General features: G+C 47.1%; 7 protein-coding genes. All 7 read right to left on the reverse strand.

Annotated features, from left to right (window positions below; genetic code table 11):
- Positions 1–29: 29 nt before the first annotated feature.
- Genes BMZ72_RS13450 through BMZ72_RS13480 form a run of 7 tightly spaced genes read right to left on the reverse strand, consistent with a single transcriptional unit; the run spans position 30 to position 14,036 of the window.
- Positions 30–923, reverse strand: a complete 894-nt coding sequence (locus BMZ72_RS13450) for a sugar phosphate isomerase/epimerase family protein (protein WP_255373195.1) — start codon at positions 921–923, stop codon at positions 30–32.
- Entirely contained in the window at positions 920–4,675 is a 3,756-nt protein-coding gene (locus BMZ72_RS13455) for a family 78 glycoside hydrolase catalytic domain (protein ID WP_089809093.1), read from the reverse strand. The genes BMZ72_RS13450 and BMZ72_RS13455 overlap by 4 nt, the downstream gene beginning before the upstream one ends.
- On the reverse strand, positions 4,675–6,507 hold the full coding sequence (locus tag BMZ72_RS13460; protein WP_255373196.1) for an exo-alpha-sialidase: 1,833 nt from the start codon (positions 6,505–6,507) through the stop codon (positions 4,675–4,677). Before BMZ72_RS13460 ends, BMZ72_RS13455 begins: the two co-directional genes overlap by 1 nt.
- A gap of 5 nt (positions 6,508–6,512) precedes the next feature.
- A complete protein-coding gene (locus BMZ72_RS13465) occupies positions 6,513–7,415 on the reverse strand; it encodes a glycoside hydrolase family 43 protein (protein WP_089809097.1) in 903 nt (300 codons plus the stop codon).
- 16 nt (positions 7,416–7,431) lie between these two features.
- On the reverse strand, positions 7,432–8,835 hold the full coding sequence (locus tag BMZ72_RS13470) for a glycoside hydrolase family 140 protein (RefSeq protein WP_089809099.1): 1,404 nt from the start codon (positions 8,833–8,835) through the stop codon (positions 7,432–7,434).
- 10 nt (positions 8,836–8,845) lie between these two features.
- Positions 8,846–11,938 carry a DUF6298 domain-containing protein gene (locus BMZ72_RS13475; protein WP_089809100.1) on the reverse strand — a complete coding sequence of 1,031 codons (3,093 nt, stop codon included), beginning with the start codon at positions 11,936–11,938 and terminating at the stop codon, positions 8,846–8,848.
- Positions 11,931–14,036 carry a DUF3826 domain-containing protein gene (locus BMZ72_RS13480; protein WP_089809102.1) on the reverse strand — a complete coding sequence of 702 codons (2,106 nt, stop codon included), beginning with the start codon at positions 14,034–14,036 and terminating at the stop codon, positions 11,931–11,933. Before BMZ72_RS13480 ends, BMZ72_RS13475 begins: the two co-directional genes overlap by 8 nt.
- Between the last annotated feature and the right edge of the window lie 61 nt (positions 14,037–14,097).

Here is a 14,097-nt window from a genome sequence, read left to right on the forward strand (position 1 = left end):
TTAGGATAACAACAAGATAAGGTCAGTGATCACTGGAATATCGTTTTCAGATAAGCCGCATTGGCACTGAAATTCTTCTTTACATTACGCGGATCATTGGCACCACGGGAACGCTCAATGACCAGCCATCCGCTCCAGCGCATTTTATCCAATGTCTTTTTTACTTCCTTCATATTGATACGCGTGTTGTTTTGTAGCCATACCCCATCTGTATCTGTACAATGGATCTGACAGATACGCTTTGCACCCAGTGTCTTCAATTCATCAATCAGATTACGGCCTGCCTGTAATGCATTGGAGAAATTGAAATAACTTTTGATAGCAGGAGAACCAACCTCATCGAGTAATTGTACTTCCTCCGCTGCCGGCAAAGCCGTCTCCAGTCCGATCACCACACCTGCCTTTTCTGCCTGAACAGCTACTGTTTTCAATCTTTGTATAATAACAGGTTTTAACTCAGGACGCTTCACCAGATCACCGGTAACGCCCAAAGGAAGAAAAGCGATCTTCACTTTCATAGCTACCATTGTGTCTATGCAATCCTGCACCATCTTTTCGTATTCAGGTCTTTCTGCAAATGACTGTGCATAAAAGCCCGACATAGCAATGGAACTGATAGCCACGTTCAAATCTCTTGAAGTATCCAGGAATTGCTTTACTACGGCAGGATCAGACAGTTTACTATCGAAGGTTGGTCGGTTACCTAATCCACCCATATCTACTTCCACACCATCCGCACCGATATCCTTTGTAAGTTGAAAAGCACCCAGTTTCTGTCTTTTCAGGATCATCCAGTCGCATACCGCAATACGATAACGTGGCTCTTTCTTTACCGCCGCCATTAATACATCCGGCAATAACAGACTGCCCCCCAGCAAGGCGGCATTGCCAATAAACTGTCTTCTGCTTGTTGTTGCTGTCATGGCCATTGCTCGTTTTTTATAGGTTTCAGTTCCAGCGCCCGCGGATCGATCTTCACATGTTTGATCCGCTGTCTGCGCCAGGTATAGACTATGTGTACGTAACCGTCTGCCGTCTGTATTACGGAAGGATAAGAGTACTGACTTACAGGAGAATCTTCCAGGATCAGTGCAGCGGACCAATGTATACCATCCTCAGAAACTGCAACATTTAGAGGTGTACGGGCTCCCTTAGATTTGCCTTTTGGCGTTTTCACATGGTTATACACAATCAGCTGACGGCCATCTTTTAATGTCACCGCATCTGTACCGGAGTTATTGTTGGGTAATTCAGTGGCCGACATAGGTGACCAGGTACGACCGTTGTCTGCTGACCATGACTGCACCACTGATCCCTCTTTACTACGACACAGGGTCTGTAGCTTACCTTTCCCATATGTCAGAATACTTGGCTGAATAGTATTGAATATCTTTCCATCATTGATCGGCTCTCTCATGGTCCAGGTCTTACCATTATCGCTGGTACATTCAAAATGAACTTTCCAGCCACTACCTTCTGTACTGGATGGACAAAGCAATTCACCGTTATCCAGCAGAATGGGCTTGTTCTTCACTGGCCCTAAAAAACCTTCCGGTAAGGCTTTGGCAGCAGACCATGTTTTTCCATTATCATTGGAAGTACGCATCCAACCTATCCAGGCAGCGACCTTTGTACCTGTTTTATAGTACAGCTGTAATTCGCCGCCAGGTACCTGGTATAATACCGGATTCCAGCAGGCTACCCGCAGGGTATCTGATAGCATACCATTCGCGACTTCTACAGGAGCGGTCCATTTATTACCGTCCTTACGACTCACCCATATCCCCACATCAGGATTCCTTTCTTTTGTACCACCAAACCAGGCAGCGATTAAACCATCCGGTGTCTCCGCAATAGTAGCCGCATGACTTTCAGGGAAAGGCGCGTCCATGAATATGTACTCATCTTCTACGATCCCTTTCTTCCAGGGTTGTTGCAGATCGGAGCTGAAGGTATAATCGCCTGAGCCGATCTTAAACACCGCCTTATTATCTTCCATCCGCAGGAAACTGATATCCTTATTGCCGGATACAGGCATTCCACTTTCCTGCACGTCATTCTTAGCGTACGCAGGAACATAAATGGTAGCGGTCGTATTCGCAGGAATACTGAGGTTCCAGCTGAATTTATTCACCTCTTTTTTCCAGCTGCTACGCACCATTCCATGTATTGAATGAAAAGTCGCATTCGCATATTCCATTCCCGGCACCAGCGATGGACGCATGATCAGGCTACCATATGCAGGTCCGTCGCTTTTAATACCGGCAATATCTTCATACAACCATATCAGCAGATCGCCCAATAGCATGACGTGGTTATGGGAATTCATTGCCGGATTGGCCGTATTGCCATTCCAGAGCTCCCATATCGTCGTGGCACCATTTGCGACCATATACCCCCATCCGGGATAATCCCTGTCAGCAGCAATGAGATAAGCGATATCAGGACGGCCTTCAGCTGTCAGTCCACGCATCAGCCATTGCGTACCAATCACACCGGTACTGATATGACCTCCATATTTTAACAGTGTACTGTCTGCAATGTGGGTAAATACCTGTTTACGATCAACAGCAGGCACCATGTCAAAAGACAAAGGCAGGAGATTAGCGGTCACGGTATTGTTACCGTAATAGCCATTGTGGAAAAATCTTTTATTGAAAGCAGTTTTTATAAGTTCAGCCGAATTTTTAAATGCAGCTGCATCCTGCTGTTGATCCAGCAAGCTGGCAAAGCGGCTCATCATCTGCAGATAACGATAGTAATAAGCGGTGGATAACAAAGCCCCATCTGTGATGCGAGATGAATCCTTTGAATGGATCAGTTGTTTAGATTCAGGCGGTACACACCAGTCGCCGTACTTATCTTTGGTCATGATGCCATCCACCAGGTATTTTGAACGCATATAGTCCAACCAGCGTTTCATGGAAGCATAATGCTTTCTGATGGGTTGCAGGTCACCATACTGATGGTATAACATATCGGCGATCATCAGATAGGTACCAGGCCAGGTCATATTATCCGAATAATAGTTCCAGTATGCCGGCGCCACATCCGGAATAGCACCCGCAGCAGTTTGCGACTGCTCAATATCATCTAACCATTTTGCGTACAATTTGGCGTTATCAAACAGGAAGCTTTCTCCATATGCACCGGTCGGACGGTCGCCTAACCAGGGCATACGTTCATTCCGCTGTGGACAATCTATTGGCATCCCTTTATAATTACCGATGATACCCCAGTAAGCGTTTTTATAGATACTGTTGATCGTTGGGTCAGAGGTTTCAAAAGTACCTGTCGCGTTAAGATCATCACTGATCACCTGACCTTCGAGATCAGCCTTATCCAGTTGACCAGGATAACCACTGATCTCAACGTAGCGGAAGCCATGATACACAAATGAAGGCGACCAGGTTTCGGCTCCGCTTCCCTTCAGGATATAGCTATCTGTTACTTTCGCATCACGCAGGTTATCTACATATAATGCAGTATCATTTTTCAGTGTTTCCGCAAAGCGTAGTACCACCTGCTGTCCCTGTTTGCCCTTCACTTTCATCTGCAGCCAGCCCACTATATTCTGGCCCATATCCACGATATATACACCTGCTGCTTTTTCTTTGACAGATACAGGAGCCACTCTTCTGACAATACGCATCGGCTCATTCATCTGTGCCTGTAATACGCCTGCTGCCGCAGGTACAATTGACGCAGCTAACCATTGCTGGTCTTTAAAACCGGGCTTATTCCATCCGGGCATTTCCTTATTCGCATCATACTCCTCACCATCATATTCGTTATTGGTACGTATCGGACCATCCGCTGTCAGTTTCCATTTTTCGTCACTGATGATGGTTTCCTTTTTACCATCTGCATATTCCAGTTCCATTTGCAGCAATAAACGTGGATAACCGAAGGTGGTGATCTTATGTGGTTTATAATTCTGACGCATCATAAAATACCGGCCATTTCCCAACACCGTTCCTATTACATTCTCCCCCTGTTGTACAGCGGTGGTAACATCATAGGTATTGTACTTTACAGACTTTCTGTAGTCAGTTGGCGCCTGTGACAATACAGCCGAACCGGTACGCTGTCCGTTGATATATAGTTCATAAAGTCCCAGTCCGGCGATATACACCGTCGCTCTTTTAACCGGTTGTTTTATAGCAAAGCTCTTCCGGTAATACCTGGCAGACAAACGGGAGAATTTCGCATGTGCACTATCCCATGGGAAGCCTTTATCCACACCTATCCAACGGGCTTTCCAGTCGGCGGACGCTAACAATCCCATGCTCCATTCATTCACTTCACTCCATTCAGTAGCACCAGTGTTTGTCCACACACGCACCCGCCAGTAACAATGTTGCCGGCTCTGCAAGCCACTTCCGGCGTAAGAGATCTGAATACTGGTACCTCCATTTACTTTACCGCTGTTCCAGAGATCAGCCTCACCGGCCTGCAGCTGCTCCCGTGTGGAAGCTACCTGGATCTGATAAGCGACCTGCATCACATTACGGCTGCTGGCATTTATTTCCCAGCTAAAACGGGGATGTATCACATCAATACCCCGGGGATTGACCAGCATCTCACAACGGAGATTAGAAAGGGATACAGGAGCAGCGCCATTTACTGACTGCATGCATCCGAAAAAGAATAGTATGTAGAGATAAAAGCGCATTACAATGGTGACGTTTTGAGAGACCTGATATAGAATTTAGCAGTATGTGCTTCCTGTTCGCCTGCCTGTTTCAGATCATACTCCTGATCTGCCGGTGTATCTGCATCAGGGAAATGCCTGGGCTCCCCTGTGCGGAATACAATTCTTTCCACTTTATCCACAGGTGCAAACAGAAGACTGGTCAATACATCTTTGCCGTTCACGTTGATTGTGTAGAAACGATTCGTTGTGTTGATATTCAATCGTACGTTATACACACTATCCGGTGTATATTTCATAAAGTGCTTAAAGCGGGCGCCCGCCTTTGCCTTGAATACACTATCCGCATCAAATACCAGTCTGATACCCGGTGTACCTTTACCATCCTGCAGCTCGATCTGTAACATACCAAAGTTGTTTTGTGCAGGTGTTACGGTAAAAGCAATTGCTACTTTTTGCGCCGCCGGAAATAAACGTTCTGCTTTAGCATAGTCAAACGGATCTCTATCTTCCAGGATCAGCTGTTGTTCATTAGCTGGTGCATTACCCAATGACACAGACGCCCAGCGCGGACTATAGATATTCCAGTATAACAATGCATTAGCGGGTGTTAATGCTGGAAATACTTCATCCACATGCGCAGGTGCCTTATCTGCAACCGGCACCGGTATTTTAGATATCCAGATATCTTCTTTGTTCATGCTGTAGGTTACCCACAGATTACTATCAGCCGGCACACCATTCCCTTCTTCAATTCCTCTCACATACTGAGGACCATAAGACTTGTAATTCCCCCCATAACGCATGGGCGTAATCTCACCATTTACCAGTAGCAGATTGGTATAATCAATACCATTCTCACTGACTGACAATGCCAGTGGCCAGCGATACTCAGAAGGATTATACACAGTCGCAAATCGTCCATCACTGGTACGTTGTCCCCAGATCTTCGCATTGGCATTCACAAAACCAGGCGCACGTGCGACTGTACTCCAGGTACGTCCTCCATCCTGGCTCATTGCTGTGAGCGCATTCTTCCACAATCCAACCACTTTACCGTCAGGCAGGTGATAGTAACAGAACGCCTTGTATTGTTTCTGCAAAGGGATAAGCGGATCATCCCTGTCTGCCTCTTCATTCCACTGCTGCATCATCAACGGAGTAGCCAGCAGTTCATTGCAGGCAGCCACAAATGCCTTGTCCTTACTGCTGGTATAAAACGGATAACTGGTATTATCCTTGTTCCATTTCTTTGTATAACGGATGAAATAAACAGGACCAAATTTACCATCCGGCAATATTTCCCTGACTACTCTTCCGATACCATTCCCATCATTCGGATCATCTTTTGCATCCAGACAGATACCGTAGAAACCTAATGCCAGCAGTTTATTATTCTTAGCCACATAGAATCCCATACGCTGGTGCATAACTGCGAATAAGTCTTTCGCCACACCAGGGTTCCCTTCTTTGGTTGTACCATCCGGCACTTTATAGGGAGGGAATAGTACTACAGGCTTATCCCAGTGATAACCATCGGCGGATGATAATAACAGGGTTTGTCCGGGAGGAATACTTTCTCCTACTTTATCACTCAGGTATTCCACATAAAAACGCTTATTCCAGTAAGCCAGCATAGGCGCATGATTGTACGTCCAGCCCATATCATCTCCCAGCGCAGGATGCTCCCTGTTGGCTCTCATGATCTGTATATTATGCACCCCCATTACCGGACGCAATTGTCCGTGGTGATAATCCACATTCACCAGTGTATTACCCGTATAACGGATGCTTTCCTGTGCAGCAGTTGTCAGTGATGCCAATAGCAAACATATCATTGCAGTGATCCTCATAGTCGTCATTTGAGCTTATCCAGTATTTTACGGCTGACTTTAAACACGGTACCATGTTTATGTCCTTCAGGTATTACGATGCTGGCATTGATGTCCCTGAATGTATGGAAGTCGGTGGTGGCAACAGCGCCATAGCGTTTATTGCCATAATCATCGTAGTAGATCAGCCAGTCCTTGCCGGCTTTTAATACGGTAGGTCCTTCTGTCAGTTTTCCGGTAAATGGTGCAGATGCCTGCTGATATGGGCCTAAAGGATGCTGTGCGAAAGCTACTTTCAGGTCCCTTTCATTACGGGTATTATCCTTTAACACCAGTGTGTATGCCTGTACACCGGTTTGTACGATCACGGCATCTATCACACTAAAACCGGGGTCCAGGAATAATTTAGCCGGTGAGAATGTCTGAAAGTCTTTTGTAGTTGTGTAATACATTCTGTGATTATTATCCTCCGCCTCTATTCCCTTTTCAAAACGTCCCGGTATACAGGAAGCCCAAATAATAATAAAATGCTTTTCCACATCGTCATAGAACAACTCAGGCGCCCAGACATTGACAGTCGTAGGTTCGTGTTCCATTACGGGAATAAACTGCTGCGGCATCCAGTGTTGAAGGTCCTTTGAAGATGTATAACCGAATCCCTTATCCCCTTTCCAGCTGCTCGTCCATACCAGATGAAAAGTACCATCAGGCCCTTTCACCATGCTGGGATCGCGCATGATCTTATCCTTTCCCACCAGAGGATGCAGGAAACTTCCACGAAGGCTATCCCATTTATAGCCATCGTAACTATACAGGAAATGCAACCCATCTTTGCCGGGTTCATGAAAAGAAGTGAACATGTACACTTCTTTATTGCTACGGCAGGCCGCAAGCAGAATAATCGATATATAGAGAGCAAATCGTTTCATGTTACACACAACAGCACTATTTAATACTATCCATTACCAGTATCCAGTCATTCCCTTCTTTCTCCTCTCCCGGCGGGTCAAATACAACAGTTCCCTTTTCATTGGAATAAGTACCTATCTCTTTCGTCTCGCCATTCCTTGGATCATACCAGGCAGCCTTTACGCGGCGGCCGGAGATATGACCCATATTAACAGGGATCTTTCTCCCGGTATAGGTATAGATAAATGCATAGTCTTTTCCCCGGGTAGCCAGTAAATGCTGATAGCCTTTACCATTGTCAGCAACCAATGACTGATCAGGTACACGTGTTGCGTAATTACGGGAGCAGATCAGTTTTTCAAGGTATTGCATCTGCCCTGCGCCAGGTGCATTAATCGCATCACTCCAGTATTCACGTACGCCATATACCCCCTTTCCGTCTGTTTGTTTATGCATCTGCATCACCGCATTGTGACCATAGGTATATCCGCAGGCGCCGGCAAATACAGACCAGTATCCGTAACGGCGTACATCGCTATCTTTCCAGAATGGCTCCGCCGGATCGTGTAAGCCCTGTGGAATCCCTTCATAAGAAGGTTCTCCATCAATGACAGGTTTAACTGGTTTTCTGTTGTAGTCTACCGCTACATATTTCCAGTTGTCTTCTCCATATGCCTTATCGCCTTTGGTAGTATCCTGATCATAGCGTCTGTGACCGGACTGAAACATGTTAAATGCCAGCCAGGAGCTGTCATGAAACCAATCAGAGGATTGTGTACGCCCGCGGGGATGGAAAGTCACCAGATGACCGGGATCCTGTTGATGCAGGGTATTTCCGATGGCCATCCATACATTCATGGAGTCACTGCCTTTGATATCTCCTCCATTCATCCAGATGATATTCGAATACTTTTTATAACGGTTGGCGAGGAAAGATGCATAGGCAACTGCATCTTTTTCCTTTACCAGTCCAGCCTTTACCGGACTCCCCCATACCGGAACCAGGGCCAGGTATAATCCTTTCTCTGCGGCTTTTGCTACTACGAAATCAACATGATCCCAGTAGTCATATTGTGTGGTATCAGTCGGTTGGTTGCCGGTTGTTGTCAATGGTTTACCCACATTAGTACCCACCAGTGCAGAGTCACCATAGATATTAGCGGCAGTTACCGCCGGTAATACCATCACCTGAATGACATTAAAGCCTTGCTGTTTACGGTTATCGAGATATTGTGCTGTCTCTTCACGGGTCAGCCTTGTAAAGAGCAGCCAGCCGGTATCACCAAGCCAGAAGAAGGGTTTGCCGTCGCTGGTTTCAAAATACCTTCCGTTAGCAGCCACCTTTAGTGGTAATAATCGCTGTTGTGCATGGGTCCATGTTGTTGTAAAACAAAGTAACAGACAGCACGAGATCATCGCAATACAATTCCTGTTCAGCATAGTAGGTCCTTTATTTGCGTATCAGCCAGAGTACCTGTGCACCTGCTTTCGGTGCTGACAAAGTATGGCCGGTACCGGCTTTAATATTCTTTTTACTCAGTAGTGTGTTGCCATTCGCAGCATCGATCCACACAGCGTTGTAGGCGGCTGTGCTAGCGGGGATATCGATATTGGCGGCGCCGGCAGTATAGATGATATAATCACCATGATCGTTGCTGAGTGCCCAAAATCCCGGCATGTCTGCCGGATGCATACCTGCAGCGGCAGACAGAAAACCGGGAACAGCTATGGATGGAATACTGGCGAGAGAACCTCCTGCCATGAATACAGCCCAGCCGTTTTTATCATAACTATCGCCAGAATACATCACGGCTTTACCCGGATATAGATCGCGATACTCGCGTACTGCCCGATAGATTTCTTTCTCATTACTACGTTTTGGTTTCAGCAAACGTGCATGCTGGCGGGGAGCCAGGTGCTGTCCACCCTGTGGCGCATAAACAGTTCCATTCTCCTGGTAATGCCAGTAACGGATATCTATCAGATCGATCACCGGTGCACGTTGCACATCATTCAGCACAGCGTCCTGTACATCTTTGGTGGTGCTAAGCCCGATGACAGGATGTTGTTGCTTTTCCAGCTCCCATGTCCTGATCACATCTGTCCAGAAATCCACAAAATGCAAAGGACCGGTGAATTCAGCACCTATCAGCTGAATAACATTATGGTTATTGCTGAAGTTGTCCAGGCACTGACGGATATAAGCACGATGCAGTTTATTTCTGACAGCATTGGTTGTATCATAAAACTGCTCTGCCATAAAGATGCGTTTACCACCTGCATAAGGCGGTGGCTCCGGAAATCCGGTTTGATTGATATTGTTGGCAGGCCGCCAGGGGAAGTCAGCATAATGCGCTCCTGCCTCGATAATATTATGCTGGAAATACTGCTGATGGATCAATACCTGTCCGTTCCTATCGGCCAGCGCCGCAAACTGTTGCAACCGGTACCAATACCAACGGTTATATTTCGTCAGATCATATTTGCTCAGTCCTTCCCATGCTGTGCCTTGTCCGCTACGCGCAAAAGGTTGCTCATAAAACGGTGGCCATACATCTCCATCCAGTCGCAATACCCGCTCATGGTCATCTCTTCTTCTGTCATACCACAATCCGTAATTATGATCGATCGCCACGATGTGTTTGCGGCTCATCCAGGCAGATACAGAATCCAGATTATCTGTGAGTCCCGTACCTGTTCTACCTGGCACATACCGGGTAATATGTGGCGAAGCTTCCTGTATACCATCAGGTCTGATATTCCCTCTCCACCAGGATACATCTCTACGGTCTCCTGTCATCACGGCGCCATTATTCACCAGCCATCCGTTCACTACTTTCATACCAGGTGCCGCTGCTGATACAGGTTGTTTTACAGGCTCCTGTATGCGTATACCAGCTGCATTGACTGGAATCGGCGTACGGGTAGCCGCCATCACTATCCATTCCTGCAAAGTAGTGGCAGGTTGCATAGACTGGCAGGATAATGCGGCAGCAACATCGGCTGTCGGACTACTGGAAGCATCTCCCAGTTCCGGTAACAAATAAGCATGTGCTGCGGCTTTCTCACCCAGGCGGGCAGCCAGTTGTGCATAGTATAAACTACGTGGCTGTATGTATTCATTGGAAGCATACCATTCGCCATCTCCTGCAAACTGTGCCCATGCACCGAAAGCCCAGTTATTAGCGCCCGGTGGACGATAACAGTCTATTCTCGCAGCGGCACATTGCCACAGTACACTATTCGCAGCTGTCCATCCAGCTCCCTGTCCATCCTGACCACGGTTTGGAAAACCTAAGGCCTGTCCGTTGACAATTACATTATCCAATAGTAAACCGGTCGCCCAGCTATCGATCGCACCACTGAAACTGTAGGGCATATCAGACATACACTGTACAAAAGCATTCGGACCAGCTGCACAAAAACCGGCAGCAAAATCATGATAACCCTGTTGTGCATAGTTACGCTGGAACAAGGTCTGCTGTCCGGCAGTAAAAAAGGTATATCGTCGCTGTCCCCCGATCTCAGAGACCGGTGCAGTTGAGATACAATCTTCTACAGTAACCCTGCGGGCCGTTTCCAGCACTGCTACGGCAGAACCGGCAAAGTGTTCAAAACTGACCTGTCTTACCCAGGCATCTGTGGCATTTTCTATTGCGATGGCTGTCCAGCAATGATCCTCATCCTTCGGATTGGCGGCATCAAAGACTGAACGGCAATGCAGGTTTTCCACACCTGTCTGTGTAATCGATCCGGGCCATTTATACGCCGCAATGGTCGCGGCGCCATCAGCAGTATCCAGGGCATTGGTAAGTGGTACATCCAGGGTGACTGTATTCCCTGCTACTTTCAGCACCTTACGCGACCAGTGTATTTCCCTGTCCCCTGGTTTCCAGCCGAGGGCAGTAATACCACCACCAAAATGTGCCGTTCCCAGTTGTTGTATCCAGGAGAGTGTGCAGGGGCGTACAATCTCCACTTCGTCTCCTTCGTGTAGCGATACACCAGACGGTATGTGTACAACATGGCTGTTGACAGGCACATAAGCATCTGTGATCTTCACAGCCGGAGATAGCTGTTTGTCATTACGCCCGCTGATATGTATCAATATCGCGCGGCTGTATCCTGTTGCCAGCAACACTGTGCTGTCTCCGCTTCCTCTCAGCACCACACCAGAGGCATTGATACGCAGACTGCCACTCACCTCAAAAGTGCCTTTATCCAGTAATACAGCGCCACGTACGCCCTCTTTCAGCGGCAGGGACGATACATAGTCCAGTGCCGCCTGTATGGTGGCGGTCGCATCCCCCTTCATAACAGGCACCCTGACCCTTATAGGGGTCAGGGGCAATGCTTGTTCGCCGGCCATATATCCACACCAGGAAAAATCAGGGATACGATTCCCTTTTTCATCCGGCTGATACACCAGCTGTCCTTTTTCCAATGATACAGGAGGTAAAGGTGCTTTCGGCTTTTTTGCCTGTGCGGCTGCCAGAAAAGGCAGCCAACAGGCAATACATATTGTTAATAATTGCTTAGTCATTCCTACGTTTCTTCCAGTCGGCTTCCGCCTTTTTCATGTCGATACCTGCTGATGACAGGTAATTATTGATACGCCCTTTGTATTTACCAAACCATGCATGCTTTTGTTCTGAAGAACCTGCATCCATCGCTTTCTCACGCGCTTCCTCCAGCCAGGTTTTGATCTGCTGTTGTTGCTGTTTAGTAAGCTGTGGCAGCATTTCCAGATAAGCATTGTATGTAATCGGCATTACACCGTAGGTCATACCGTCTTTCACACGTGTTACCTGTTCGGTGCTCAATACAGAAGAGAGTTTTGACAGATAACGTTCATGCAGCTGGTGTATCTGCGTGGTATCTTTCTTTTCATCCAGGTCATGCAGATCAGCATATTGCTGCGCAATGATATCCTGTACCTGGATGGATTTACCTGCATCACGGAGATCCAGTGTAGATACAATTTTAGAAGCACGCTCTGTTACGATCATCTGGTAACTTTTCTTGTCGCCTTTGATGTCGTTCAGGAAGTCTTCGATATTGGTATAACCATCGCCATTGCTATCCAGTACTGCATCCTTAGGATCTTTCGGATTCATTTTATGACGGGTTTCCCATTCATCAGGAATACCATCACCATCGCTGTCTTTGTAAGGTTTACCCTTGTATTCGGGATAGCCACCTACCTGTGCGATATCATAGATAATACCTTCTTTATAGGAATCAGGACTCAGACGGCGTTTGATGTATTCGCTACCGATCTTTGAATCTGTTTTATCCTTGTATTGAATTTTACCTGTTCTTACCTGCTCGATCACTCTTGTATCTACCGCATCACGTACCGGCAGTGTAGCACCAGCATTGTCCAATACATACTGATAAGCGTCTTTTGCGGACATGATCATCATACGTGGCATTGGCAGCGGATTGCTCACACGCATATCTTTTTCATACTCACCGGCATTATCCATGTCTTCTATCTGTACACCACCATCCCAGTTATTGGCAGTGATCTTTGGATAGCCTTCCATGATGTTGCCATTCACGTAGGCTCTGCCGAATTCACGGTATTTTAGTTTACTACGACCTGATTCCGGTTTCAGTATTCTGTGACCTACCGCATCATCTTTAGGTGTGATCGGACCTGGTTTGAAGTAGTTATTCACAATATTGAACTGTGAACGGTAATCACCGCCATCTACGGTACGATGTTTCCAGTTGAACACCACGTTATTCACAAAATTGAAAATGCTGTACCAACCGACAGATGGGTTACGCCCCGCATTACATGCCCAGAGGTTGCGCATGAATGAACAGTTTTCTCCACCGAGGGTACTACCAAATGCGTGGTTGTAAGTATCCAGTGCTTCAGAAGAGATGGTGTTCTGGATCGTGATATTCACAGTAGGCAGTTTCTCCTCTGCATAACCGGTACCCGGATTGTACATATGGCGATAGAGGGAGATATTCTCATCCAGACCCCAGCTGGTAGAACAATGGTCGATAATGATGTTACCGATCGGGTTTCCGCCCAATGCGTCATCCCTGCGACCTACAGTTGTTTCGCCACGACGGAAACGCATATAGCGGATCACAACGTCATGCGTATTAATCCAGAAAGACTCTCCTGCTACGCAGACACCATCACCAGGAGCGGTTTGTCCGGCAATGGTGATATATGGCGCCATCAGGATGATCGGGGTTTTCAGGTGAATGATACCCGCTACGTTGAATACGATGGTACGGGCGCCACCAGCTTCACAGGCATCACGTAAGGTACCCGGACCGCTGTCTTCCAGACTGGTCACCACAAAGATCTTTCCCCCTCTTCCACCGAAAGTATAAGCACCACCGCCTTCCGCACCAGGAAAAGCAGGTATCTGTGCCTGCGGCAGATCAGTAGGTCTGGAGGCAAATGGAATATAAGGTTTCCCCTGACGGGCCTCCTCTTTTACGATAGGTAATGCCTTTTCCCATGCAGCATCTGAACGTCTTTTAGCGCCTTCCATCAGTGAGTCACTGACTTCCTGTACGGCCTTTGGTATGGTCGGATACTGTGCATAAGCACCCTGCGCCCCTCCAAGGGCAGCAATAAGCAACGTTCCGGCGAGATAATGTTTCATACGAGTAGTTTAATGGTCTATGAACTTCAACAGCCCAGAGATAATGGTATGCTATTATGTT

The sequence above is a fragment of the Chitinophaga sp. YR627 genome, assembly GCF_900114995.1.
Classification (GTDB): domain Bacteria; phylum Bacteroidota; class Bacteroidia; order Chitinophagales; family Chitinophagaceae; genus Chitinophaga.